Annotated in this window: 30 protein-coding genes and 1 pseudogene; 18 read left to right on the top strand and 13 right to left on the bottom strand. The window is 59.5% G+C overall.

The annotated features are described in order from the left end of the window. Positions 1-113 precede the first annotated feature (113 nt). The 9 genes from CKW25_RS04860 to CKW25_RS04820 are packed head-to-tail and all read left to right on the top strand — an operon-like array spanning position 114 to position 9,527. Positions 114-692, top strand: coding sequence for an outer membrane lipoprotein carrier protein LolA (locus tag CKW25_RS04860; protein WP_095078060.1), 579 nt, complete (start codon positions 114-116; stop codon positions 690-692). After that, a complete protein-coding gene (locus CKW25_RS04855) occupies positions 676-3,012 on the top strand; it encodes an MMPL family transporter (RefSeq protein WP_095078059.1) in 2,337 nt (778 codons plus the stop codon). Before CKW25_RS04860 ends, CKW25_RS04855 begins: the two co-directional genes overlap by 17 nt. Beyond that, entirely contained in the window at positions 3,009-4,169 is a 1,161-nt protein-coding gene (locus CKW25_RS04850; RefSeq protein ID WP_095078058.1) for a sodium:proton antiporter, read from the top strand. Before CKW25_RS04855 ends, CKW25_RS04850 begins: the two co-directional genes overlap by 4 nt. Continuing rightward, entirely contained in the window at positions 4,156-5,403 is a 1,248-nt protein-coding gene (locus tag CKW25_RS04845) for an NAD(P)/FAD-dependent oxidoreductase (RefSeq protein WP_095078057.1), read from the top strand. Before CKW25_RS04850 ends, CKW25_RS04845 begins: the two co-directional genes overlap by 14 nt. A gap of 40 nt (positions 5,404-5,443) precedes the next feature. Continuing rightward, on the top strand, positions 5,444-5,926 hold the full coding sequence (locus CKW25_RS04840; RefSeq protein WP_095078056.1) for a hypothetical protein: 483 nt from the start codon (positions 5,444-5,446) through the stop codon (positions 5,924-5,926). Further along, on the top strand, positions 5,923-7,119 hold the full coding sequence (locus CKW25_RS04835; RefSeq protein WP_095078055.1) for a beta-ketoacyl-[acyl-carrier-protein] synthase family protein: 1,197 nt from the start codon (positions 5,923-5,925) through the stop codon (positions 7,117-7,119). Before CKW25_RS04840 ends, CKW25_RS04835 begins: the two co-directional genes overlap by 4 nt. Further along, the gene (locus tag CKW25_RS04830; RefSeq protein ID WP_095078054.1) at positions 7,116-7,580 is read left to right on the top strand and encodes a hotdog family protein; all 465 of its coding nucleotides are present in this window, start codon (positions 7,116-7,118) and stop codon (positions 7,578-7,580) included. The genes CKW25_RS04835 and CKW25_RS04830 overlap by 4 nt, the downstream gene beginning before the upstream one ends. Next, the gene (locus CKW25_RS04825; RefSeq protein ID WP_095078053.1) at positions 7,573-8,301 is read left to right on the top strand and encodes a 3-ketoacyl-ACP reductase FabG2; all 729 of its coding nucleotides are present in this window, start codon (positions 7,573-7,575) and stop codon (positions 8,299-8,301) included. The genes CKW25_RS04830 and CKW25_RS04825 overlap by 8 nt, the downstream gene beginning before the upstream one ends. After that, positions 8,301-9,527: a beta-ketoacyl-ACP synthase gene (locus CKW25_RS04820; RefSeq protein ID WP_095078052.1), complete on the top strand. Its 1,227-nt coding sequence runs from the start codon at positions 8,301-8,303 to the stop codon at positions 9,525-9,527. The genes CKW25_RS04825 and CKW25_RS04820 overlap by 1 nt, the downstream gene beginning before the upstream one ends. 123 nt (positions 9,528-9,650) lie before the next feature. On the opposite strand, the gene CKW25_RS04815 is transcribed toward CKW25_RS04820, so the two are convergent. Continuing rightward, the gene (locus tag CKW25_RS04815) at positions 9,651-10,565 is read right to left on the bottom strand and encodes a LysR family transcriptional regulator (protein ID WP_095078051.1); all 915 of its coding nucleotides are present in this window, start codon (positions 10,563-10,565) and stop codon (positions 9,651-9,653) included. 131 nt (positions 10,566-10,696) lie between these two features. Here CKW25_RS04815 and CKW25_RS04810 point away from each other — a divergent pair, with 131 nt between their 5' ends. From CKW25_RS04810 to queC, 6 genes and pseudogenes are all read left to right on the top strand, one after another. Next, positions 10,697-11,470: an iron-containing redox enzyme family protein gene (locus tag CKW25_RS04810; protein ID WP_095078050.1), complete on the top strand. Its 774-nt coding sequence runs from the start codon at positions 10,697-10,699 to the stop codon at positions 11,468-11,470. Next, a complete protein-coding gene (locus tag CKW25_RS04805; protein ID WP_095078049.1) occupies positions 11,467-12,363 on the top strand; it encodes a DMT family transporter in 897 nt (298 codons plus the stop codon). The genes CKW25_RS04810 and CKW25_RS04805 overlap by 4 nt, the downstream gene beginning before the upstream one ends. A gap of 19 nt (positions 12,364-12,382) precedes the next feature. Then, positions 12,383-12,694 (top strand): ferredoxin, encoded by a 312-nt coding sequence (locus CKW25_RS04800; protein ID WP_095078048.1) that lies wholly within the window; start codon positions 12,383-12,385, stop codon positions 12,692-12,694. Positions 12,695-12,723: 29 nt separating this feature from the next. Then, positions 12,724-13,002 carry a hypothetical protein gene (locus tag CKW25_RS04795; protein WP_095078047.1) on the top strand — a complete coding sequence of 93 codons (279 nt, stop codon included), beginning with the start codon at positions 12,724-12,726 and terminating at the stop codon, positions 13,000-13,002. Positions 13,003-13,054: 52 nt separating this feature from the next. Beyond that, a pseudogene (locus CKW25_RS04790) lies at positions 13,055-13,273 on the top strand (beta-ketoacyl-ACP synthase); the annotation flags it as partial. A 152-nt stretch (positions 13,274-13,425) separates the two neighbouring features. After that, positions 13,426-14,118 carry a 7-cyano-7-deazaguanine synthase QueC gene (gene queC / locus CKW25_RS04785; RefSeq protein WP_095078046.1) on the top strand — a complete coding sequence of 231 codons (693 nt, stop codon included), beginning with the start codon at positions 13,426-13,428 and terminating at the stop codon, positions 14,116-14,118. Between the two features lie 42 nt (positions 14,119-14,160). Here queC and CKW25_RS04780 read toward each other — a convergent pair whose 3' ends face one another. Together CKW25_RS04780 and CKW25_RS04775 are read right to left on the bottom strand one after the other, a co-directional pair. Further along, positions 14,161-15,039 carry a queuosine precursor transporter gene (locus CKW25_RS04780; protein ID WP_095078045.1) on the bottom strand — a complete coding sequence of 293 codons (879 nt, stop codon included), beginning with the start codon at positions 15,037-15,039 and terminating at the stop codon, positions 14,161-14,163. Next, positions 15,029-15,628: a helix-turn-helix transcriptional regulator gene (locus CKW25_RS04775; protein ID WP_095078283.1), complete on the bottom strand. Its 600-nt coding sequence runs from the start codon at positions 15,626-15,628 to the stop codon at positions 15,029-15,031. Before CKW25_RS04775 ends, CKW25_RS04780 begins: the two co-directional genes overlap by 11 nt. 467 nt (positions 15,629-16,095) lie before the next feature. Here CKW25_RS04775 and CKW25_RS04770 point away from each other — a divergent pair, with 467 nt between their 5' ends. Both CKW25_RS04770 and CKW25_RS04765 read left to right on the top strand, forming a co-directional pair. Next, the gene (locus CKW25_RS04770; protein WP_095078044.1) at positions 16,096-16,482 is read left to right on the top strand and encodes a DUF6124 family protein; all 387 of its coding nucleotides are present in this window, start codon (positions 16,096-16,098) and stop codon (positions 16,480-16,482) included. Between the two features lie 34 nt (positions 16,483-16,516). After that, a complete protein-coding gene (locus tag CKW25_RS04765) occupies positions 16,517-16,771 on the top strand; it encodes a hypothetical protein (protein WP_095078043.1) in 255 nt (84 codons plus the stop codon). 115 nt (positions 16,772-16,886) lie between these two features. Here CKW25_RS04765 and CKW25_RS04760 read toward each other — a convergent pair whose 3' ends face one another. Beyond that, complete coding sequence (locus tag CKW25_RS04760; RefSeq protein WP_095078042.1) at positions 16,887-17,783, bottom strand: LysR family transcriptional regulator; 897 nt, start codon at positions 17,781-17,783, stop codon at positions 16,887-16,889. 119 nt (positions 17,784-17,902) lie between these two features. Between CKW25_RS04760 and CKW25_RS04755 the strand changes: the two genes are divergently transcribed. Continuing rightward, positions 17,903-19,180, top strand: a complete 1,278-nt coding sequence (locus CKW25_RS04755; protein WP_095078041.1) for an MFS transporter — start codon at positions 17,903-17,905, stop codon at positions 19,178-19,180. Positions 19,181-19,223: 43 nt separating this feature from the next. Here CKW25_RS04755 and CKW25_RS04750 read toward each other — a convergent pair whose 3' ends face one another. The 9 genes from CKW25_RS04750 to gspF form a co-directional block, all read right to left on the bottom strand. Beyond that, on the bottom strand, positions 19,224-19,571 hold the full coding sequence (locus CKW25_RS04750) for a YgiW/YdeI family stress tolerance OB fold protein (RefSeq protein ID WP_095078040.1): 348 nt from the start codon (positions 19,569-19,571) through the stop codon (positions 19,224-19,226). 114 nt (positions 19,572-19,685) lie between these two features. Then, the gene (gene gspM / locus CKW25_RS04745; RefSeq protein ID WP_095078039.1) at positions 19,686-20,162 is read right to left on the bottom strand and encodes a type II secretion system protein GspM; all 477 of its coding nucleotides are present in this window, start codon (positions 20,160-20,162) and stop codon (positions 19,686-19,688) included. Then, complete coding sequence (gene gspL, locus CKW25_RS04740; protein WP_095078038.1) at positions 20,159-21,256, bottom strand: type II secretion system protein GspL; 1,098 nt, start codon at positions 21,254-21,256, stop codon at positions 20,159-20,161. Before gspL ends, gspM begins: the two co-directional genes overlap by 4 nt. Beyond that, a complete protein-coding gene (locus tag CKW25_RS04735) occupies positions 21,256-22,116 on the bottom strand; it encodes a type II secretion system protein GspK (RefSeq protein ID WP_095078037.1) in 861 nt (286 codons plus the stop codon). The genes gspL and CKW25_RS04735 overlap by 1 nt, the downstream gene beginning before the upstream one ends. After that, positions 22,113-22,661, bottom strand: a complete 549-nt coding sequence (locus CKW25_RS04730) for a type II secretion system protein GspJ (protein WP_256577931.1) — start codon at positions 22,659-22,661, stop codon at positions 22,113-22,115. Before CKW25_RS04730 ends, CKW25_RS04735 begins: the two co-directional genes overlap by 4 nt. After that, complete coding sequence (gene gspI / locus CKW25_RS04725) at positions 22,651-23,052, bottom strand: type II secretion system minor pseudopilin GspI (RefSeq protein WP_095078036.1); 402 nt, start codon at positions 23,050-23,052, stop codon at positions 22,651-22,653. Before gspI ends, CKW25_RS04730 begins: the two co-directional genes overlap by 11 nt. Then, positions 23,045-23,512 (bottom strand): type II secretion system minor pseudopilin GspH, encoded by a 468-nt coding sequence (gspH, locus tag CKW25_RS04720; protein ID WP_095078035.1) that lies wholly within the window; start codon positions 23,510-23,512, stop codon positions 23,045-23,047. Before gspH ends, gspI begins: the two co-directional genes overlap by 8 nt. 3 nt (positions 23,513-23,515) lie before the next feature. Next, a complete protein-coding gene (gspG, locus tag CKW25_RS04715; protein WP_095078034.1) occupies positions 23,516-23,971 on the bottom strand; it encodes a type II secretion system major pseudopilin GspG in 456 nt (151 codons plus the stop codon). A 3-nt stretch (positions 23,972-23,974) separates the two neighbouring features. After that, complete coding sequence (gene gspF / locus CKW25_RS04710) at positions 23,975-25,186, bottom strand: type II secretion system inner membrane protein GspF (protein ID WP_095078033.1); 1,212 nt, start codon at positions 25,184-25,186, stop codon at positions 23,975-23,977. Positions 25,187-25,189 lie beyond the last annotated feature (3 nt).

The following is a 25,189-nucleotide window of genomic DNA, read 5'->3' as shown; positions in this document are numbered from 1 at the left end:
AATCTGGCGACTCGATCCCCCCTGGAGAACACCATCGTCTGGGGTTGGGAGCGCTGCGCACACCAGTGCGAGCAAGCTCCCTCGCCACACGCTGCGGCTACAGGGTCGTGGTGATGCTGGTCGCGTTGTTGGGCTTTTCCTCGCTGGCGCAGGCCTTCGACCTGCAACAGTTGAGCGATCAGCTGGCCAAGCCCGAAGTGATCCACGGCCGCTTCATTCAGGAAAAACACTTGCGCGCCCTGCCGCAGCCGCTGACCAGCACCGGCACCTTTGTGCTGGCCAGGGACCATGGGCTGCTGTGGCTGCTCAAGACACCGCTGCAGCAGGACTACCGCATCGACACCCAGGGGATTGCCCGGCGTGACGGCAGCGGTTGGCAAAGGCTGCCGGGCAAAAGTGCCGGGGCCGAGCAGAACCGTTTGTTCCTCGCCGTGCTGCAAGGTGACAGCAGTGGCTTGCAGCGGGATTTCGAGCTGTCGCTGACCGGTGATCCACAACACTGGAAACTGACCCTGATCCCCCGCTCGATGCTGCTCAAGCAAGTGTTCAATCAGATCGCTATCGACGGCGGCGAACTGGTACAACGTATCGAACTGCTGGAGACCCAGGGCGACAGCACCGTGCTGTACATGCAAGACAGCACCCGCCACCAACCCTTGAGCGATGCGGAACGCCATGACTTTGCCAAGTGAACGCAGGCTCCCCTGGCTGTTCCTGATCCTGCTGCTGGCAGTGCTCGCACTCGGCGGTTGGCAATGGCGTGACGGCGCCCCTTTGTCGGCCAACCTGATGGAGCTGGTGCCCGGTACCACGCCAGATGCCCTGGAACAGCGTGCCGAACAGCGCATGCAAGAACCGTTGAACCGGGAAATACTGGTGCTGGTCGGCCACAAAGACCGCACGCAGGCCATCGCCATGGCCCAACAGCTTGGCAACCAATGGCAGGCCAGCGGCCTGTTCGAAGCGGTCCAGTGGACCCTGCAAGCGGACCTGCCGGCCCTGCGTGCGCAGTTGCTGCAAGGTCGCCTGGCGATGCTGTCGACGGCTGACCGGCAGTTGTTGATCGAACATCCCGACGCATTCATCCAGCAGCGGGTCCAGGCGCTGTTCGATCCCTTCGGCGGCTTCAGCCTGGTGCCCAGCCAGGAGGACTGGCTGGGCCTGACCGGACGTATCCAGAACAGCCAGCCGCAACAGGGCGCGGTGCAACTGGACATCGGCAGCGGGGCATTGATCGCCGATGCCGACGGCAAGAGCTGGGTGTTGCTGCGGGCGCGCACTACCGGCAATGCCTTCGACATGAACCTGCCACTGCAAGTAGCCGACCTGCTCAAACACAGTCGCGAAGCAGCGGCCAAGAATGACGTGCAGCTACTCGCGGCCAGTGGATTGCTGTATGCGGCGGCAGGCCAGCAACAAGCCACCCAGGAGATGACCTGGGTCGGGGGTGGCGCCACCCTGGGCATATTCTTGCTGCTGTTGCTGGCGTTCCGCCGCTGGCGGGTGTTGCTGGCGTTCGTTCCGGTGCTGGTGGGCATGTTGTTTGGCGCGGTGGCCTGCGTGGCCCTGTTCGGCCACATGCATGTGATGACCCTGGTGCTCGGCTCAAGCCTGATCGGCGTGGCCGTGGACTACCCGTTGCACTACCTGTCCAAGAGCTGGCGCCTGAAACCGTGGCACAGTTGGCCGGCCTTGCGCCTGACCCTGCCGGGGCTGACCCTGAGCCTGATCACCAGTTGCATCGGCTACCTGGCCCTGGCCTGGACCCCCTTCCCGGCCCTGACCCAGATTGCCGTGTTCTCCGCCGCCGGACTGCTCGGCGCCTACCTGTCGGCGGTGTGTCTGCTGCCAGCGCTGCTCAAGGGCGTCGACCTGCGTCCGGCCCATTGGCCGCTGCGGGTCTGCGAGGCGCTGCTGAGCCTGCGTGAAGCGTTGCTCCAGCGTTTTCGTACGCCCGTCTTGCTCGGGCTACTGATTGCCTTTTGCATCGGCGGCCTGTTGCAACTCCAGACCCGCAACGATATTCGTCAATGGGTCAGTGCGCCCCAGCAACTGACCGATGAAGCCCAGGCCATTGCCCGCATCACCGGCCATCAACCCACCAGCCAGTTCTTCCTGGTGCGCGCGGCCAACCAGGAGCAACTGCTCGAACGGCAAAGCGCCCTGAGCGACCGCCTGGAGCAATTGGTCAACCTGGACAAACTCGATGGCTATCTGGCACTCGATCAACTGAGCGGCTCGGCGAGCGAACAGCAACAGGTGCGCACGGCACTGAACAAACTGCCGCAGTTCTGGCAGCCACTGCTTGAACTGGGGATTCCGGCCGAGGCGCTGCAAGCCGAACTGGCCGCCTTGCAGGCGCTGCCTGTCGAAGACATCGATGCCGCGCTGCGTGGCCCGCTGGCGGAGCCTTATCGCGCCCTGTGGCTGGGTCCGACGGACGAGGGCGTGGCGGCGATCACCAGCCTGCAAGGCCTGAACGATCCCGCCTTGTTGAGAGTGCAGGCCCAGGACTTGCCGGGTGTGGTGCTGGTGGATCGCCTCGGCGAACTGAACACGGTTTTCGCCAAGACCCAAATCAGCGCCGCCGAACTGAAGCTCGCCTCCTGCGTGCTGATCGTGCTGGTGCTGGTGGCGCCATTTGGCTTCGGTGGCGCACTGCGGATCGTCGCCCTGCCGCTGCTGGCGGCCTTGTGCAGCCTGGCCAGCCTCGGTTGGCTGGGACAACCCTTGACCCTGTTCAGCCTGTTCGGCTTGCTGCTGGTCACGGCGATCAGCGTCGATTACGCCATCCTGATGCGTGAGCAGGTCGGCGGTGCGGCGGTGAGTCTGCTGGGCACCTTGCTGGCGGCCGCCACCACTTGGCTGTCGTTCGGGCTGTTGGCCGTGTCCAGCACCCCGGCCGTGAGCAACTTCGGCTTGTCCGTGAGCCTCGGCCTGGCGTTCAGCTTCATGCTCGCGCCCTGGGCCCGACAGGCCCATGCCGCCCCGGTCACGGAGTCGCTCGTATGATGGTCGCGCTGTTCTGGCTGCTGGCCCTGGCGCTGTTCGCCATCGCCACCCGTGTCGGCCGTCACTTCGGCCTGATTCCGATCGTCAGCCAGTTGCTGCTGGCAACCTTCGGCCTGCCACTTTTAATGTATGGCTGGATCGAACCTGGCTGGCAGCTCAGCGGCGCCGACCTGATCGCCCCGACCTGGCTGAAAAATCTCTACAGCCTGGGTTTCGCCTTGCTGCTGGGGCATATCCTCAGCGACGTGATCGACCTGCGGCTGGATCGCCAGAGCCTGAAGATCGCCCTGCCCAGTTTCTGCATCCCCTTCGCCTGCGGCCTGGCCACGGCTGTCTGGCTGCTGCCGGCGCAACCCTGGATCAGTTCACTGGCCGTCGGCCTGTTGTTCGCCATCACCGCGATCCCGGTGCTCTACCTGTACCTGCGCCACATCGAGTACCCACTGGATGCGGCCCGGCGCCTGGTGCAGACCGCCATCCTCATCGACCTCACCTGCTGGACACTGTTCGCCGTCGCCCAGGGCAGCCTGCACCTGAGCAGCCTGTTGCTGCCACTGGCCGGCGCCTGCCTGCCGCTGGTGCTACGGCTGCTGCACCTGCGCCAACCGTTGCTGCACAGCGCAGGCTTCTTCCTGCTGCTGGTGGTGGCCGAGCATTACAAGCTCAATGCGCTGATTGTTGGTATCGGCTACCTGCTGTGCATGGCCGCGCTCAAGGTACCACTGGTACTGCCATTGCCGACGGTGTGGATGAGTCGCGTGCAAACCTGGATCGCCATCCCGCTGATCCTCACCTTCGGTATCGTGCAGATCAACGTGCCCAGTGCCCTGGACAGCCTCGGCTGGCTGCAACTGTCGGCGCTGCTCGTGTTGCCGATTGCCAGTAAACTGCTGGGTAACTGGCTGGGACTGGGCTGGGCCGGACGCTCTTTCGAAGGCGCCAGTCGCTGGCGAGAAAGTGTGCTGCTGAACATTCGCGGATTGAGCGAAATCGTCTTCCTCAATCTGCTGCTGCAACAACAACTCATCAGCCCGGCGCTGTACTTCGCGCTGATGCTGATGGGGCTGATCGCCACCCTGCTGCCGGCACTGGTCGGCATGCACCGTACGCCTCTGAAAATCGCCGCCCCGGCCAGGAGTCCTCGTGCCAATCATTGAAATGGAACGTCGTCAGGTAGTGATCATCGGTGCCGGCCCCTCCGGCGCCATTGCCGCAGCGCTGCTCAAGCGCAAGGGGCACGATGTGCTGGTGATCGAACGCCAGCATTTCCCCCGGTTCTCTATCGGCGAAAGCCTGCTGTCCCATTGCCTGGATTTCGTCGAGGAAGCCGGCATGCTCGAGGCGGTGAACGCCGCCGGATTCCAGCTCAAGACCGGCGCGGCATTCGCCTGGGGCGAGCGCTACAGTGCGTTCGATTTCGGCGACACCTTCACCCCGGGCAAACCGACCACCTTCCAGGTGCAACGCGCCGATTTCGACAAGCTGCTGGCCGATCAGGCCGCCCTGCAAGGCGTGGAAATCCGCTATGGCGAAACCCTGGTCGACGTTGACATCGAACGCCCCAAGCCGCATCTGAACGTGCAACGCGAGGACGGCAGCCAGTACCAGGTCGAAGCCGACTTCATTCTCGACGCCAGCGGCTACGGCCGGGTTCTCCCACGTTTGCTGGATCTGGAGGCCGCGTCGAATTTCCCGGTGCGCCAGGCGGTGTTCACCCACATCGAGGACCACATCGACTGCCCGACGTTCGAGCGCGAGAAGATCCTCATCACCACCCACCCGACGCAGCGCGACATCTGGTTCTGGACCATCCCCTTCAGCAATGGCCGCTGCTCGGTCGGAGTGGTCGCGGCGGCCGAGCATTTCCACGGGCGCACCGACAACCTGGACGATTGCCTGCGCGGCTTCATCGCTGAGACACCGAGCCTCGCCCGCGTACTGGAAAACGCCGTGTGGGACACCGAGGCCAGGACCATCGGCGGCTACTCGGCCAACGTCAAGACCCTGCACGGCCCAGGCTTTGCCTTGCTGGGCAACGCTGCCGAGTTCCTGGACCCGGTGTTCTCCTCCGGCGTGACCATCGCCATGCGTTCGGCCAGCATGGCCGCTGGCGTACTGCACCGTCAGTTGCAAGGTGAAGCGGTCGACTGGCAGCGCGAATTTGCCGAGCCGCTCAAGCGCGGGGTCGACACCTTCCGCTGCTATGTCGAGGGCTGGTACAACGGCACCTTCCAGGATGTGATTTTCTATCAGGGCGGCGCCGCGGATATCCGCCGCATGATCAGCTCGATTCTCGCCGGCTATGCCTGGGATGAGCGCAACCCGTTCGTCAGTGAGGCCAAGCGTCGACTGAACATGATTTCGAAAATCTGTGCAGGGGACGCCACATGAATGGCCTGGTCGTCCGTAACCCGCTGGCGGGCCGGCGTTGATGATTCGCCTGTTGCTGGTGTGCTGTGCCCTGCTGCTGAGCGCCTGCGCCAGCCAGCCGCCGCTGCCCGATGCAAACCCGACCCTGCAGTTGCCCCTGCAACTGCACATTGAGCGCGAGGAAAACCAGCAACGCCTGGACTGGCTGCTGGTGATCCAGCGCGAGGGTGCAGGTCTTCGCTGGTCAATGATGGATCCCTTGGGAATTCCCCAGGCTCGCCAGCGTCTGATTGACCAACAATGGCAAGCCGATGGGCTGCTGCCGCCCAACCCGCAAGCCCGGGAGCTGTTTGCCGCCTTGCTGTTTGCCCTGACCCCGCCAGGCGAGTTGCACGCCAACTACCCCGCCGCCTGGCAGCATGGCATGCAACGATCCCTGCCCGCGCGCTGGGAAGTCCGCTATACACAACCCATGAGCTTTGAATTGAAACTGCCAAATGGCCCGACCTATCACGTCACGCCGCTGCACGAGCCCACGCCATGACCGCCTACCTCAACGCCCTCGGGCTGATTTGCAGCCTGGGCCGCACGCAACACGAAGTGGCCGGCAACCTGTTTGCCGGTGACTGCTCGGGCATGCGCGCCGAGGCCGGCTGGGTCCCCCAGCGTTCGCTGCCGATGGCCGCGGTCAGGGGCGAACTGGCAGCGATCCCGGCTGCACTGGGCCTGCATGCCACCCGCAACAACCAGCTGCTGCTGGAAGCCGCGCTGCAGATTCGCGATGACATCGAGCAGGCGATCCAGACCTATGGCCGTGACCGAATCGGCATCGTTCTGGGCACCAGCACGTCGGGCATCGAGGAAGCCAGCCAGGGCCTGGCCCAGTACCTGCGTGAGCATCAGTTCCCCGCCAGCTATGACTATCGACAGCAAGAGCTCGGAGCCCCGGCCAACTTCCTCGCCGACTGGCTTGAAGTGAGTGGCCCGGCCTATGTGATCTCCACCGCCTGCACCTCCAGCGCCCGCGCGTTGATGAGTGCCCAGCGCCTGCTGGACCTCGGGCTGTGCGACGCGGTGGTGTGCGGTGGCGTCGACAGCTTGTGCAAGCTGACGCTCAACGGTTTCTCGGCACTGGAAGCGGTGTCCGGGCAGCGCTGCAATCCGTTTTCCGTCAACCGCAGTGGTATCAACATCGGCGAAGCGGCAGCGCTGTTCCTGATGAGCAAGCGTACCGGCGACAGCCAGGCCATTGCCCTGCTCGGCGCGGGCGCCAGTTCCGATGCCCACCATATTTCCGCACCGGAACCCGGCGGCCGCGGTGCCCTGAAAGCCATGAACAAAGCCCTGGCCCGCGCCGGCCTGCAGCCTGGGCAAATCGACTATCTGAACCTGCATGGCACCGCCACCCAACACAACGATGCCATGGAGAGCCTGGCAGTGGCGGCCCTGTTTCCGGCCGGCGTACCCTGCTCCTCGACCAAGCCGATGACCGGACACACCCTCGGTGCCGCCGGCGCACTGGAAGCGGCGTTCTGCTGGTTGAGCCTGAGCCCGGGCAACCGCGAGCATGCCCTGCCCCCCCACGTCTGGGACGGCCAGCCCGACCCCGAACTTCCGCCACTGAAATGGGTGACCCCGGCCGATCGCCTGGCGTCCATTGCACCTCGCTACCTGATGAGCAACTCGTTCGCCTTCGGTGGCAACAACGTCAGCCTGATTATCGGAGACGCCCCATGATTGACTGGCCGATCGCCGAGCTGGTGCCCCACGCCGGGGACATGATCCTCATCGAGCAGATCCTGGGGTTCGACGCTGAACAGATTCAAACCCGGCTCACCGTCAGGCCCGATGGGTTGTACAGCCTTCCGGACGGCAGCCTGCCAGCCTGGGTCGGCATCGAGTTGATGGCCCAGAGCGTGGCCGCCTACGCCGGTTGCCATGCCCGTCAACGCGGCAATCCCGTGGAGCTGGGCTTCCTGCTCGGTACCCGCAAGTTCGAATGCAACGTGGAGTGTTTCCCGGCGGGCACCGAGCTGACCATTCACGGAACGCGCTCGCTGGAAGACGACAACGGCATGGGCATATTCGAATGCCACATCACCGCCCCGGGCATCCACGCCAGCGCCCGGCTGAACGTGTTCCGGCCGCCACAGCCAGCTCACTATCTGAATGAACCCAAGGAGTCGAGTGATGACTGAATCCGTACTGGTCACCGGCTCCAGCCGTGGCATTGGCCGCGCTATCGCCCTGCGCCTGGCTCAAGCCGGGCATGACATCGTGTTGCACTGCCGCAGCGGCCTGACCGAGGCCGCCACCGTGCAGTCCGAGATTCAGGCGCTGGGCCGCAACGCGCGCATTCTGCAGTTCGACGTCTCCGACCGGGCCGCGTGCAAGGCCATCCTTGAAGCCGATGTCGACACCCACGGTGCTTATTACGGGGTGGTGCTCAACGCCGGCCTGACCCGCGACGGTGCTTTTCCCGCCCTGAGCGAAGACGACTGGGATGTGGTGATGCGCACCAACCTCGACGGTTTCTACAATGTCCTGCACCCGGTGATGATGCCGATGATCCGGCGTCGCGCTGCCGGACGGATTGTCTGTATCACCTCGGTTTCCGGGCTGATCGGCAATCGCGGACAGGTCAACTACAGCGCCTCCAAGGCCGGTCTGATCGGCGCGGCAAAAGCATTGGCGATCGAGCTGGGCAAGCGCAAAATCACCGTTAACTGTGTCGCCCCCGGCCTGATCGACACCGCGATGCTCGATGACCACGTGCCGTTGGAAGACCTGATGAAAATGATCCCCGTACAACGCATGGGCACCCCGGAAGAAGTCGCCGGCGCGGTGAACTTCCTGATGTCGGCGGAAGCCTCGTACATCACCCGGCAGGTGCTGGCCGTCAATGGAGGCCTGTGTTGATGAAACGTGTTGTCGTCACCGGCATGGCCGGCATCACGTCCCTGGGCAACGATTGGGCGACCATCTCGGGCCACTTCAGGGCCAACCGCAGCGGCGTCCGCCGCATGGATGAGTGGGATCGCTTTACCGAGCTCAATACGCGCCTGGCCGCACCCATCGATGACTTCAAGGTTCCGGCGCACTGGACCCGCAAACAGTTGCGCAGCATGGGCAGGGTTTCACGCCTGGCCGTGGGCGCGGCTGAGCGCGCACTGGCCGACGCCGGCCTGCTGGGCGACGAGTCGATCAAGGACGGGCGCATGGGCGTTGCCTGCGGCTCATCCACCGGCAGCACCGACGAGATCAAGGCGTTCGGCAATATGCTACTCAACTCGGTGGCCGAAGGCCTGAACGCCAACTCCTACGTCCGCATGATGCCCCACACCACCGCGGCCAACATCAGCATCTTCTTCGGCCTCACCGGGCGCTTGATCCCGACGTCCAGCGCCTGCACCAGCGGCAGCCATGGCATCGGCTACGCCTACGAGGCGATCAAGTTCGGCCGGCTGCCCCTGATGCTTGCCGGCGGTGCCGAAGAGCTGTGTCCGACCGAAGCCATGGTGTTCGACGCGCTCTACGCCACCAGTTTGAAAAACGACACCCCGCAATCCAGCCCGCGCCCCTACGACAGCGCCCGTGATGGCCTGGTGATCGGCGAAGGCGGCGGCATGCTGGTGCTTGAAGAGCTTGAGCACGCCCTGGCCCGTGGCGCCCATATCCACGCGGAACTCGTCGGTTTTGGCAGCAACGCCGACGGTCAGCACACCACCCGGCCGGAGCAAGCCACCATGCGTCGGGCCATGGAGCTGGCGTTGGAAGATGCGGGACTGAAACCTTCCGATATCGGCTACGTCAATGGTCACGGCACCGCCACCGAGCAGGGCGATATCGCCGAAACCCTGGCCACCAGCAGCCTGTTCGGCAACCGCATGCCCATCAGCTCGCAAAAGAGCTTCCTCGGCCACACCCTGGGCGCCTGCGGTGCGCTGGAGTCCTGGTTCAGCATCGAGATGCTCAACAGTGACCAGTACGCCCACACCTTCAACCTCGATAACGTCGACCCGCAGTGTGGCGCACTGGACTACCTGCGCGGCGAGTTCAGGCAGATGAGTAACCAGTTTGTGATGAACAATAATTTTGCGTTTGGCGGGGTGAATACTTCGCTGATTTTTCGGCGCTGGTCGTAACTTGAAACTTCAAGGTCAAGGATATCGTCAGCGCCTACAAGAGCAATGAGCGCAAGGTCCCCAAGACCTATGAGACGATTATGCCCGGACTGCGTTGAAGGGGACCTGGTGAAGGTGCAGTCATCAGTCTGGTGCTACCTGAAGCGCACAAGCGCCTCCTTCCAAAGCCGCTGAGCCCTCGAACTCTGTCTGCAGTAGCGCCAAAAACGCCTCCCGAGCTGGGTGTCTACCTGCGTTTTCATGCCAATAAAAAAGGTTATCGATACTCGTCAGATCCGGGAACTCATATCCTTGCCAACCCGCACTTTGGCGGTATTGCTCATAGATACCGCGAGGTACCAGCGCAACGCCGGCGCCAGCACTGACACAACCAACTATGGTGCCATAGCTTGCAATGCTGACGATCGGCAACACCTGATCATGGCGCAACAGCCACTGCTCCAGCGCCAACCGGTACGGACAGCCCGGGGGCCACATAAAAATTTCCTTACCTTGCAGATCCGCTGCTTTGCGCAATGGCCCATGCGACTTGGACGCGATGAGAATTAAATCTTCCCGGTATACCACTGCATGCTTGAGACCGGGCCGTTCAATGTTCACCGCCACGATCACCCCATCAAGTCGGTGATGCTGAATGTCGTCCAGTAGCTGAGCCCAAGTACCCGTGCTCAACTCCAGCGATACCTGTGGGTACAGCGCATGGTACTTGGCCAATAACCGGGGCAGCCGTCCCGTAGCACTAGACTCAATCGCGCCAATTCTCAGAGGACCGCCAGGTGTATTGGAGGGCGCTACCGCGCGTTTAGCTTCTTCAGCCAAACCCAGAATTTTCGTCACGTAATCAAGAAACACCTCCCCAGCAGGAGTGATCCGCAACCCTCGACCGTCGCGGAAAAACAGCGGTGTGCCAAGCTCTCGCTCCAGGGACTTGAGTCGTGCGGTGATATTAGACGGTACGCAGTGCAGCAATTCGGCGGCGCGCGCGATGCTGCCGAAGTCGTAAACCGTCTTGAACATGCGCAGTTGGGACAATTCCATAGCTCACCCAGAGTGAATGCACGGTTCAGTTTAAGTCACTTGTAGTGAGGCCATGTGTTTTTGATACTTCAACCGGCGCAGGTTGCAGTGACGCTGTCGCGCATTCATTTCCCCGATGAACAGGAGTTCTTATGGAGTTATCTCAGCGCAAAGTCCAGTGCCTCGCCGAAAGCGTGTTCACCCATAAAGCCTTGAATAACACGTTCTACCAACGATGGATGAGAGACCCACTCTCCCTGGGTGACGTTGAGGTGTTCGCCCGGAACTACCTGGCCCGCGCCACGCTGACCTCTCGTATGGTCGCCCTTTCATTTCTGGGCGCTGACGACCTGCATGCTCAGGTCGAAATAGTCAAAAACCTGTACTCCGAGATGGGCTACGGCAACCCGGAAAAGGCCCACCTCACTCTGTTGGAAAGTTATCTGATCGACCTTCTCAGCCGTCTCGCTGATCGGCCGTACAGCATGGACGAACTCACCGCTCTGCCTGTACTGAAAAGCACCCGCACGTTCATCCACGAACAGTTGAGCTTGTACACCGACGGTGGCCGCTACAACAGTCCGCGTCATGTACTCGGCACATTGCTGGCTCAGGAATGGCTGGCCTATTCGATGCTCACCCGTTTGTACGAAGGGGCACGCAACTATAAGCACCTGTACGCCAATAACGACGACTTTCATGAGCACTGCGAGTACTTCTACATCCACATCGGGGATGCAGAAAAAGAACACAAGATCCAGGCGGTGAAAGCGGCCACTCAAGAATGCACCACCGACCAGCACATAGAGGAAGTCAGCGCTTCGTTCAACCGCTTCCTGATCATCACCGAGCAGTACTGGGACGGTATAGCCCGTGCCATGCCCAGCATGCAAAATCGGGCTACGTCCAGGGTTGCGACTCAATGAATACAAGGCCCGGTATAAAAATCGCTTTGGCGGCGTTTTTTGTAATCCTTTGCTGGGCCTATTCCCCCATTGGAATCCACATCGGGTTAAAGGCCTATGAGCCCGGTCATCTCGCGCTGATGCGATTCCTCATCGCATCAACGTTCATGGCTGGCGTTGCATTGGTGATGCGTATTTCCCTGCCTAGCCTGAAAGACCTGCCACTGCTGGCGGTGCTGGGGTTCTTTGCCGTCAGCCTGCACCACATAGCCCTCAACAACGGCCAACAAGGCGTTAGCGCCGGAGCCGCCAGCGTACTGGCACAATCCACGCCGCTATTCAGCACGTTATTGGCGCATTTCGCGTTCAAAGATCGGGTCAACGGCTGGCAATGGATCTGTGTGCTATGCGGGCTACTCGGCGCCGCCGTGGTAGTCACCGGGGACCGTGGTTTTGGTGAGCTGGACGCGCATGGGCTGTTGATTCTGCTGGCGGCGTTGTCCTGGAGTCTGTACTTCGCCTTGCAAAAACGCCATTCCCATCGTTATGACGGGTTGACGATGGTGTGTTACACCATTTGGTCGGGCACGGTACTGCTGCTTGTATATGTCCCGGGGCTGTGGACCGAAGCACAAAACGCCTCAACTTCGGTCAACCTGGCGGTGCTCATTCTGGGCATCTTCCCCAGCGCCCTTGCATACCTCGCCTGGGCATACGTACTGGCGCAGAGCAACGTGAGCCGCGCGTCCATTTCGCTTTACCTGATCCCCCCCACAGCAATGTTGATGGCCTCGTTGGTTCTGAGTGAACGCCCTTCTGCGATGGTCATCGTAGGAACGGCCATTGTGCTGACGAGCGTACTCGCCCTCAATCTGGAACCATCGAAAACCTCAGTTCCTGCCGACAAAGTTTGAACAGAGGTCGTGTCCCCCCATGAATGACGCAGAAAATCCGACCCTTGCCTACGAACACCATGTGTTGATTTGCACCAACCTGCGTCCCGATGGGCGCCGTAGTTGCTCGGGTTCAGGCGCTCATGAACTGCTCAGCGCCGCAAAACGCAAGATCGCCAAAATGGGTGAACCGGGAACATCGCGCGCCAACGCATCGGGCTGTCTGGGCCGCTGCAACCACGGCCCGGTCATGGTGATTTACCCCGCTAACCTGTGGTTCTCGTGCAAGACGCCGCAACAGGTTGAACGCATTCTCGATAAACACCTCTTGCGCCCCGATCAGCAATTTTGAACCAAGGGCTTTCAGCGGGAATCCACGCCATGACCTGGACAGATGAAGACATGGGCATCGCCCAATGGATGCTGGCCGAATACCGTAAACAGAACTATCTACCGCAAGCCCTCGCTGCGCGGGAAATCCGTCTGAAGTTCGGCGAAGCTCATGTGTACCAAAATCGCCACGGAAACTGGGCCGTAAACAAGCCGATACTCGAAGCCTTTAAAGCACTGACAGCTGAGTACGTGGTATGGAGCCGAAGCTTTCAACTATGGAGGCCAAGAACCGCACAAGATCCAGCTGGCATGCGCGTGAGCCGCTGATAAGATACCCCGACGGATGCCATGCGGCGGGATTGTTGACCTCGCGAAACATCTGAGTGCAACCCTCGGCGCCTACGGTGCGCTGGAGTCCTGGTTCAGCATCGAGATGCTCAACAGTGACCAGTACGCCCACACCCGCAACCTCGACAACGTCGACCCGGAGTGTGGCGCACTGGGCTACCTGCGCGGCGAGGCCCGCCAGATGAGCAGCCGATTCGCGATGAGCAACAACTTCGCCTTCGGCGGGGTCAATACCTCGTTGAGCTTCTGACGGTGGTCGTAGCCAAATCAAAAAACGCAGCCATGAAATAAGCGGAAAATGGAGCACGACATTTCAGAAACGTCCCACAGCTAAAGTGGGAGCTTCCCGGTAGGGTCAATGCCCCAGCTACATGTCGGGGCTGCCCCAAGGAAGAAAAAATCATGACTAAAAAAGCGGTTATCGTTTTCAGTGGCGGACAAGACTCAACCACCTGCTTAATTCATGCATTGCCGAAATACGATGAAATTCATTGCATTACGTTTGATTATGGTCAGCGTCATCGCGCGGAAATTGAAGTGGCACGACAACTATCAAGGGAGCTGGGTATAAAAATCCACAAAGTACTTGATACGTCATTGCTAAACGAATTGGCTATCAGCAGCCTGACACGCGACAGCATCCCGATCCCGAGTACTAAAAGCTCCGAGAACGAACTGCCAAACACCTTCGTCCCAGGGCGCAACATTTTGTTTTTAACATTGGCATCTATCTATGCATATCAAGTGCATGCCGAAGCTGTCATTACAGGGATTTGTGAAACAGACTTCTCTGGCTATCCAGACTGCCGGGATAAGTTTGTCAAGACCCTGAACAAAGCCATCGAACTTGGGATGGACTATAAGTTGCGTATTGAAACGCCACTTATGTGGCTGAACAAGGCAGAAACATGGGCGCTGGCCGATCATTACAAACAGTTGGACTTGATTCGCCATCACACACTGACTTGCTACAATGGACTCAAGGGGAGTGGATGCGCCAACTGCGACGCTTGTAATCTACGCGCAGAAGGGCTGAAGAATTTCTTGGAAAACCCTACAGATACCAAGAACAGTCTAAAACTAAAATTACAATAGATAAAATAGCGCTGGGGGAATGGAATGCCCCCGCACCCTTCTTTATGCCACCTGGCTACCTGTGACATACCTTTTAAACAATGACCTTGCTCCGTAGGCAGGGAAAATATTAAAAACAGCAAAACACATTTTTATTGCTATTTGAGCGTAAACCATATCAAGAATATCGCCATTCTGCATGACACCATAGAACGCAATGTAGCAAAAAAGAAAAGTATCCAATATCACTGCAAAGAAAGTACTAAGGAATACCCTTAGAAATAAAAATCTAGAATTTGTCAGCTCTTTTATCCTGCACAACAAATAAGAGTTCACATATTCAGAAAAAAGAAATGACACTGAGGACGCCACTACTACTGACGACACATGAGCCATAACTTCACTATATGGTACATCAAGTTTCCAGCCAGGCAATCCAGGGAGAGAAGCAACAACACTCAACAACAAAATAATAAAAGCATTACTTATAAACGCGAATAAAATAGCTCTCTTTGCAAGTCTAAACCCGTAAGACTCATTCAACACGTCAACAATTAAAAATGTCAGCGGATAGAGAAAAACGCCCGGAGTAACAACAACATCAAATACATCAATATAAACGAGCTTTGTAGCTGCAACATTTGTAAATATATAGATAGTAAGCATAACCAAATTTAGAGCAACATAAATCATCCATGACTTTTCATTTCGATCACTTACTTCATAAGCTGTTGGTGCAGCACCACCTGAGTAAAATTTTCTGTACACCTCCTTTATCTCGAGCCTACTGAAATTTTCCAATATCTCACTTTTCAACAAGTGGCTCAGCTTTAACTTAATGACCTTGCCTGTAGAAACAACCATAACCACCGCAAGACTTTTATCATTCTCAAACCCTAGCAGCTTGTACTTGCTATTTTCATCTTCGTTATTAGCAGCCATTAAATCTTTCCTCTACCACATCCCCAATTATACTGACAACGTCAGAATCAAAGTAAGACCCGCTAATCACAGACAATTTATTTGTTGTTTTGTCATACACTAATTTTTCGCCACTACCACTCGACACCCCCTTCCTCACTATCAAGAGATCCCCTGACTCGTTTACCCCGCTCACTTTGCTCTCCAGAAGCACGCCTATTAAATTGCTGGCCGATCCAAAATAATATGTCAGAGGGTGAGAAACGGCTAACTCGCCAATTCTCTTATCCAAATTTTGAATCAGCAAGCTCTCTCTAATTATCGGGACTGCCGCGGGATTCATATTCCCATGCAGCGACACACTGCTTTCTATTGTTTCCTTCTCTTCAAAGTCAACTGTCTCTATCTCCTTGTAAGACACCCCAAAAAAATCTGATATCTTGCGAATAGTCGACTGTTGCACATTGACCACCCGCCCTTCCAGAATGTTGTAGATGGTCGTCCTGGTCAACCCGCTGGAATTGCACAAAGACAGCCGCGTTTCTCCACGACTCTTTATTAGATACTTAATGTTATTTTTTAACTTCTCTGTTTTTTCTTTTCTATACATCAAATAGCCACCAATACTTATAGCTTCGACAAACCGCACGCCTTAGCCAAATGACAACAAAGGCAATTCCATGTGGGACCAGCCCCCAGCTCCAAACCCTGAGCAGAAACACTATTACAAACACACCAAATAGCCGTCAATTGATGTTTTTCGTTGTTATTTTTAATAGCGCTCTATTCGACTGACATCAGCCACGCGCAAAAAGGAATCTTCTTACAAAAACCAGGAGGCATCGGCATGCACAAAATCAGCGCAATCCGGTTGATTAGCGCGCCGCACTCTTTGAATAGCCCTACAAGTAGCTAGACCTGAATCATTTAATTACACAGATGTTCATTTATTTGATTAATTAAATAGAATTTTCTGGTAATACATCTACCACCGCATCAGATCATGTGCGGCCACTAACCACTTCTGATTGTCAGCATGGGGCTGACGCTTTCTTAAACCTTGCAAGGAGCTCCGGCATGAAAACAAACATCCCCAATTTCTCCGCATCACCAGACGCACCTCCTGTCGATGCCGTCGATTTGTCAAAACTCTCCAAACTCACAGAGCGCACCGTCAGCGCTCACCTGTGCAATCCAGGCCGTCCCGATCCTGTCAGCCATGTTTTCACCATCATTCCGAATGTCGACACGGAATCCCTGCTCTGTCACGCCAGTGAAACCCTTGCCTCACTGAATGTCATGAGCACCAATCTAGCCTGCGAGCTGGAAGGCTCGCGCCGCAATGTAGCGTTGGCAATTCAGCAACTGGCCGTGCTGACTGAGTTATTGGTAAATCGAGTACTGGACAACCTGAATCCGCCCGAAGGATTACCTGAGGTTCTGCCCAAAAAAATCCCGCTATAAGTGATCGGCTTCTTTACCCAATGGAGGTTTTGTCATGGATCGATATATGCCTGTCACCGGCATCGAGTGCACGATTGCATCGCTGCTGATCGACACCGAAGCACCACTGGACGTTTTGCACGAAACAGCCGCCTACCGCATCCGCACCGCCACTCAGCTGTTGGAAAGTTTCGCATCTAGCGAGGGCGTTCACAGTGAACTGGCGCGAGTACTGGTGACTTCATTGCGCGATGGATGTGATTTGTTGGATGTCATCGGGCGACGATTGCAGTTGCAGGTTTCGGCTTAGAACAGAACAAGGGCGGCCTCACTGAGATCGCCCATTACCCCGTCTTTCGCGGCGCCCACATCAGCTTCCGCAACCTGATGTGAGATTGCTCCGCCCCCCCCTGCGACATCGCCGCCTAAGCCTCGTCGACCTTGCGCGTCAGCAACTCGACAAACGCCTTGGCCATCGGTGATTTCTGATCCTTGCGCTGCACCAGCCACACCGCCGACATCGCCAGCGGATCAAGCAAGGGGCGGTAGACTACGCCGTCGATGCGCATCCGCTGGTAGGACGCGGGCAACACCGACACGCCCAGGCCGGCGGCCACCAGGCCGATGATGGTCATGGCCTCGCCGGCCTCCTGGGCGAAGTGCGGGCTGAACCCGGCATCACGCGCCAGGCTCAGCAGTTGCGCGTAAAGGCCGCTGCCGTAGCTGCGCGGGAAGAACACGAACGGCTCATTGGCCAGCGCCGACAGGAACACGCCCTCCTCGCTGCCTACCGACAGCGGGTCCTTGGAACTGAGCACCGCCACCAACGGCTCACGTGTCAGCTCGACCACCTCAAGCGAATCCGGCAACGGCAACGGCCGCATGATGCCAACCTGGATCGACTCATCCACCAGCGCATCGGCGACCTGGGTGCTGCTCATTTCCCGCAGGTTCAGGTGCACGGCCGGGAAGCGCTGGCGAAACGAGAAGATGGCCTGGGGGATGGTCGAGTTGAACGGTGCGGATGAGGTGAAGCCAATCTTCAACTCTCCCAGCTCGCCCAGTTGGGCGCGGCGGGCCACATCGGCGGCTTTGTCGACTTGGGCCAGCACCAGCCGCGCCTCCTCAAGGAACAGCCGGCCAGCCTCACTGAGCTCGACCCGACGATTGGTACGCTCGAACAAACGGGCACCGACTTCCTGTTCCAGCACCTGGATCTGCTGACTCAGGGGGGGCTGGGAGATACCCAGCACCTGTGCCGCGCGGCCGAAATGCAGTTCTTCGGCGACGGCGATGAAGTAGCGCAGATGACGCAATTCCATGAAAACCCCATTAGGTCGTAAAACCTCTTAAACAGGTCGAACAATATATTGGATAGAAATATTAGCCGGCTATATGATTTTTTCATTGCCCGCCCGGCTATGCACTCCCGAGGTCCCCCGTGAAAACTGCTGTCGCTCCACTCGCCCATGAAATACCGCCTGCCGCTCTGGACGATGGGGTCGCCCAACTGAACGAGGTGTACATCGAAAAAGGCACCCCGATGTTCATGCGCACCGTGCTGGCGCTGTTCAGTGGCGGCTTCGCCACCTTCGCCCTGCTCTATTGCGTGCAGCCGATGATGCCGCTGTTCTCCCATGAGTTTTCGATCAACGCCGCGCAGAGCAGCCTGATCCTGTCGGTGGCCACCGGGATGCTCGCCATCGGCCTGCTGGTCACCGGCCCCAGCTCCGACCGTATCGGCCGCAAGCCGGTGATGGTGGCTGCCCTGTTTGCCGCTGCGCTGTGCACCATCGCCAGCGCCCTGATGCCGACCTGGGAGGGGATTCTGCTGATGCGTGCCTTGACCGGCTTGTCCCTGAGCGGGCTGGCGGCGGTGGCCATGACGTACCTGAGCGAAGAGATTCATCCGCAACACATCGGCTTGGCGATGGGCCTGTACATCGGTGGCAACGCCATTGGCGGGATGTGCGGCCGATTGATCGTTGGCGTGTTGATCGACTTCGTCGACTGGCACACGGCGATGCTGGTGATCGGCGGCCTGGCACTGATCGCGGCCGCGGTGTTCTGGAAGATCCTTCCTGAGTCACGCAACTTCCGTTCACGCTCAATGCACCCGCGCAGCCTGCTCGAAGGCTTCCGCATGCACTTTCGCGATGCCGGCCTGCCGTTGCTGTTCCTTGAGGCCTTTGTGCTGATGGGCGCGTTCGTCACCTTGTTCAACTACATCGGCTATCGCCTGCTGGCCGCGCCGTACCACATGGACCAGGCCTTGGTCGGCCTGCTGTCTGTGGTTTACCTGTCGGGCATCTACAGCTCGGCGAAAATCGGCTCGCTGGCCGACCGGCTGGGGCGGCGTAAAGTGCTCTGGGCAACCATCGTGCTGATGCTCGCCGGCTTGGCCGTGACCATGCTCAGCCCGTTGCCGCTGGTGATCATCGGCATGCTGATCTTCACCTTTGGCTTCTTCGGCGCGCACTCGGTGGCCAGCAGCTGGATCGGCCGCCGTGCCACCAAAGCCAAGGGCCAGGCCTCGTCGCTGTACCTGTTCAGTTATTACGCCGGCTCCAGCATCGCCGGTACCGCAGGCGGCGTTTTCTGGCACCTGGGTGGCTGGAACGGGATTGGTCTGTTTATCGGCGGATTGTTGCTGGTTGCCTTGTGGGTGGCATTGAAACTGGCGAAATTGCCGACGCTGGCAGAAAGCGCCAGGGCCTGACGCAAAAAGGGCCGCAGAGCGGCCCTTGGGAAGAAGGGATGTCTCAGTTGATGATCTCCAGCAGATCGACATCGATCTCACGCTTGATCAAGCCCTTCTCCACTTCACCGGTCAGCTTGACCCGGGTCTTTTCGTTGAAGGCCACGGCTGGCAGGTCCTCGTTGTCGATTTCGATCGTCACGGTGCCCGTAGCGTCCTTGAATTCGTACTTGTCGTCGTTGTTCAGCTTCTTGACCACGAAGCCCTGCAGGACCACCGGGGTGTCGTCAGCGGCATCGTTGGCGGCGGCCACCGTGGTCACCACCTCGGCCCCAGGACCGGTGTAGCCGGCGGCCAAAGCAGCGGTACTGAACAGCGGGGCAATCAGCAGAGCGAGGTAACGAGCTTTCATGGGGATCATTCCGTGTTGATTTCGATGGCCCCAGCATAATCAGGCTCGCTGAATTGAAACTTAATCCGTGCCCATCGACCTCAGGCCACTGAACACCCCAAAGGCTCTGAACGCCTAGCGCTCGGGCGCTGCCTGCAGCACCAGTTGCGCCACCAATTGCTGATCGTGCTTGTCCAGCGTCAACGACTGTACAACCGCGCCGGCCTGCTCGGTCCGGTGGAGCCAGGCCAGCAGCACTCGCGCATCGCCGCTCAAGGTCAGGCGCAGGACGTCTCCCTGCACCTCCAGTTGTTGCAGGTCGAGGCCATCGGTCATCGCTCGTTCGCTGAGCCGCACCGACAGTGGCTGTGTATCAGTCACTCGCAGACTCGGTGCTTGAGTGCTACTGATCTCTGCGGCCAGCAGCTGCTGTTGCTGATACGCGCGCTCGGCGGCTGCCAGTCGCGATTGAGCCGGCTGCCACCCGCCGACAAACGCCAACCCGGCCAGCAATACTGCGCCCAAGGCACAGAGCGCCTGTCGTTCACGTAACGTCAGCCGACGCCAGGTCGATGACGCGATGCCAAGTAGTTTCGCAACCTTGAAGTTCATGGCTGATGCTCCAATATCAGCGTTGCCTGGACCCGATTCTGCACTTTGCTCGCACCGCCCAGCCTGATCGGTAATCCGCTGCTCTGGCCGCGCTCGCGCAATTGTTCCAGCTGGGCAAAACTGTCCGCCGTCAGTTGCAGCCTCCAGCCGTCCGCAAGCCGGTACTCGACGCGCTGTACCACGACACTGCTGGCGCCAATCACCTGTTCGGTCAATTTCAACAGACGCGCAATCTGGGTAAGTTGTGTATCAGTGCGACTGTGCTTTTGGAGCGCCTTGAGTTGCGCCGACAGATCGACAATACGCGTCTGCTGCGGATACAACGCCCTGAATTTCTGCTCGCTCTCGGCATACAGGCGCTGGGCCTGCAACTCAAGATAACTGCTGCGTACCTGCATGAATCCCCACGCCAGGGTGCATGAAAGTGCTATCGACAGTAGCGCGGTTATCCAGGGCAACCGCCAACGTCGGCGAGCAAAATCACCCTGCAGCAGATTGACTGGCCGCCCTGCCCCAGCCGGGCCGTGTAGCGCTTGATAGCCATCATCCAGCCAACACATGGTCTCAGGCAGGCGCGGCTTGAGCACCGTCAATGCGGGCGCCGACACCGCGATCCGTGCCTCCAGCGCCCCACCGATCAGCCAGCGTCCCAGCCACCACACGCCATAGGCCTGATCACGCGGCAGGCGATCGGCATCGACCTGCACCGCATTGAGAGTAATCCCCTGCTCGATCACCAGCGCCAGCAGCTGAGCAAAGCGTTGCCGGTCGATCACCCACACCCCGTAGCGCCCCAAACGATCACGCACACCTATGCTCAGGTGCAGGTTTTCGAGGTCCTCGCTCAACTGTTCCTCAATGGCGAAGGCCACGGCCTGCACATCAGGGCGGCGGCGCGAGGGCCATTTTTCGGTGTGCAGCCAACTGCACATCTCCACCGGCAACACCAGGTCAACCGCCTGCCCATCCAGCGCTTCAGCGGCCTCGGCCAGTGTCAGGATCCTGTGTTGCCCTGTTGCCGGGACCAGGCAGCACGGCCATTGCGTCGATGGTTCGACCGCCCCTTCGGGGGTGAGATAAAGGCAGGTGGTCATCACGAGGTCCCGCTTGTCAGAGGGGGTAGGAAACGTCGTTGCAGAACACTCACCCCACGGGTCTTGGCATCCAGTTCGACTTCGCTGACCAGCCGGATCCGGCTGGGTCCAAGTGCTACATCCACGGTGATTCGAAACCAGCGGCTGCCCAGCCCCAGGCCGTGACTACCCAGTTCAAGCCCGCTAAGCAAAGGGTCTTCGACGAACGCCTGGACAGAGCGATACCCTTGCGCCGGGCGCTGCTGCACCAATGTCCGCGCATCCGTTTCGCTGAGACCGCCAAGGGTCATCAGTTGCTGCGCCGATGCGGTATTGATATTCAGGCTGGCGTCCTTGGGCAGCAGCGCAACCATTGCCTGTAAACGATGCAATAGATCGCCATCGACACCGGGTAACACCCGCAACTGACTGAGGTCGCTCACACCGACAAGACCGGCGTCGGCCAGGTTTTCCAGGTGCGGGTCATGGATGCGCAGTAGCGCCAGCAGGCGCAGCCAACGCTGTTGCGTGACGGCCTCGACTTTGCCGCCGGTCAGTAACGCCGACAGGTTGAAACGCCCGCCAAGATCTTCTATCCGGACCTGCAGCAAGCCACCGTCGAACTCGATAGGCGGTACGACCTGCGCCCATTCCTGCCCCAGGCTGACGCTACGTGATGCCAGCAGGTCTGCGCCGCGCAAGCGCTGCAAGGCCCAACGCTCCGCCGCGAACCCTGCCTGACGCAACTGCACCTGATGCAGCTGTTGCGCGGTGCTTTTGACCACCAGACGATGATTGCGCAACATGGCGCTGGTCAGTAGCAACGCCAGGCTCATGACCAGCAGCACGCTGATCAGCGCCACGCCCTGTTGTCGGTTCATGAGGCGCTTCCCGGGAGCAACAGAACCCGACGAATCTGATCGAAGCGCGCCGTTGAGAAACTGATTTCCAGTGCCTGCGCTCGGGGCATCGACTGCGCCCGCTTGATCGGCCAATCACTGCGCCAGCCCTGGCCATCGTAGAGCCGCCAGCGCAATTCACGGACCTCGGTCAACACCACCTGGCGTTGTTCTATGGGCTGATCCGCGCCAAGACTCTCGCGCCACAACGTGCCCCTGTCGAGGCGATAGATGACGTTCTGCACCTCGCTGCGTGGCTGATCCAGCGGGTTACGCCAGTTGCCACGCTGCAACTGCAAAACACCTTGCTGGAGCACTATAGGCTGGGCAGTGACGTGCAGAACATCACGCTCGATCACCGCAAGAGCCCGTTGCAGCGTGCGCATGTCGCGTTCATGGGCTGAGCTGCTGCGTTCGACCCGGACCACACCATCGAACAGTCGCCAGCTCGCCAGACCGAGTACGGCAAAGATCGCCATGGCGATCACCAGTTCGAGCAAGGTGAAGCCCAGCTGCTTATGGCTCACGGGTATCAACCCAACCGGTGGTTCGATGCACCACCCGCTCACTGTCCTGCGGACTGACGCTGAGTTCAACCTTGAGCAGCCCCGGTTCGACGCCCGGACTGACGGACTGGCTCAAGCGCCAATCCCGTCGATCAAAGTGCAGGTTCACATGAGCACGCGCTGCCGCCGGAACGGCACCCAACTGTAATTCGCTCAGATGATTATCCGCCAGCCAGGCGCCACACAACTGCTCCTCCAATCGTGTGTTCTGCTTGAGCGTGTATTGCCCGGCTGCCATCACTGCAGCCGCCAGTGTCGCGAATACCGCCAAGGTGATCATGATTTCCAGCAGCGTGAAGCCACGGTGCTCGCGGCGGGCGAGACGTGACTTTCTCGACGTGCGCTTACTCATCCAGCACGGCCTCGCTCAGTCCGTCGCTTGAGAGGCTGATCAACGATTGTTGGTCGTGTTGCAGGTATAGGGTAAACGCCGTGTTTTCATCACTGCTGAACACCAACAGCTGTGGCTGATTCCCACGCGCACTCAAGGTTGAGGTTTGTCCCGGCGACTCCAGATGCAACTGTAACCCCTGGGGCAAACGATAGGCACTGCCTGCCGGATGCCAGTCCCGTCCCTTCAGGCTGAGTACCTGATAGCTGTCAGGCTCCAGTCGCAGGCCATACTCACGCCCTTCCAGCACCGCCTGCTCGCGTAGTGTTTGCAGCAACTGGATCAAGGCATTGGCCTCTTGCCGGGCCAGCCGTGCAGGGTTGCTCCCGGTCGCCAACCCGACCATGCCCAGCAGTATCCCGATCAACACCATGACCACCATTAACTCAAGCAAGGTGAACCCCCTGCACGCCTGCCGCATCACTCACTCTCCCCAGTTACCGATATCCGCCCCATACCCTTCGCCACCGGTCACCCCATCGGCACCCAGGGAGTACAGGTCGTAGCCACCATCTGCCGCGTGCACCCCGGGGTTGAGGTACTGGTACGGTGTTCCCCAAGGGTCTATCGGCACACTTTTGAGATAGCCCTGCGGGTTCCAGCTTCGCGGCACCGGAGCGCCTTGCGGGCGCTTGACCAACGCCTCAAGGCCCTGCTGGGTCGAGGGGTAGTGGAAATTATCGAGGCGATACATTTCCAGGCTCGTGGAGATCGCCAGTATGTCGGTGCGGGCCGCGGTGACCTTGGCCTGATCGGGACGGCTCATGAACTGCGGCACAACGATCGCACCGAGCACGCCGATGATGACCACCACCACCATGATCTCGATCAGGGTAAAACCGCGCTGGCGGCGGGCATTTGAGCAACGGACAGGGTTCATCGACTAACTCACCAATTGGTTGAGACTGAGAATGGGTAGAAGAATGGCCATGACGATCAGCAGCACGATGCCGCCCATCAACACCAGCATGATCGGCTCGAACAAGCTGACAACCAGGGCGATCCGCGCAGCAAGGGTCTTCTCCTGTTGTTCGGCGGCACGTGCCAGCATGTTGTCGAGCTCCCCTGCACGTTCGCCACTGGCTATCATGTGCAGCATCATCGGCGGGATATCACCGCCCAGTTCCAGGCCGTGAGTCAGGGTCTCGCCCTCGCGTACCGAGCGCGCGACGTCGTGCATCCGGGCGCGAATCGTCAGGTTGCCAATCACCGCGGCCGCAATTTCCAGAGCGTCGACCAACGGCACCGCGCTCTTGCCAAGAATGGCCAGGGTGCTGGCAAAGCGCGCTGCTTCCATGGTCCGCAACACGCCCCCCAGCAGCGGCAAACGCAACACTCCCGCATGCCAGCGCAGGCGCAAGGAGGGCTGGCGCAAGGCCCAGCGCACCAGCCACAGCAACACCAGCAATGCCGCCAACAGGAGCAGGCCATGACGACGCAAGCCGTCGCTGAGCAGGATCATGCCGCGGGTCAACAGCGGTAACGGCTGACCACTGTCGACGAAAATCTTCACCACATCCGGCACTACGTAACCGAGCAGAAAACCGACGATTGCCAGCGACGCGAACATCAGGATCATCGGGTAAACCAGTGCCAACTGGATGCGCTGACGGGATGAGTGGCGAGCCTCGGTGTAGGCCGCCAGTTGTTCCAGAACAAACCCCAGATGCCCGGCGCGCTCACCTGCCGCAACGGTGGCGCGAAACAACTCGGGGAACGCCCGAGGAAATGCAGCCAACGCGGTTGCCAGCGCGTGCCCCTCCATCACTCGGGCACGCACCACCGACAGCAGATGGCCGATTCGACGCTTTTCACTCTGTGCGGCGACGGCGCGCAACGACTCTTCCAGCGGCAGGCCAGCCTGAATCAGTGTGGACAATTGCAAGGTCAGCAACGCCAGTTCGCCGGCCGCTAATGAACAGCCGCTGGAAATCCCGGTCACCTGGTCACTCCGAGGCTTTGCCAACGCCACATGACTGGGTAACAAACCTCGCCCGCGCAGCAATTGGCGCGCATGCCTGGGGCTGTCGGCTTCCTGCACGCCCTTGCACGGCCGGCCCCTGTGGTCCTGTGCCCGGTACTCGAATTCCGGCATGGG

The sequence above is a fragment of the Pseudomonas sp. Irchel s3h17 genome (assembly GCF_900187505.1).
Taxonomy (GTDB): domain Bacteria; phylum Pseudomonadota; class Gammaproteobacteria; order Pseudomonadales; family Pseudomonadaceae; genus Aquipseudomonas.
This window is presented reverse-complemented; position numbering and strand designations above follow the sequence as displayed.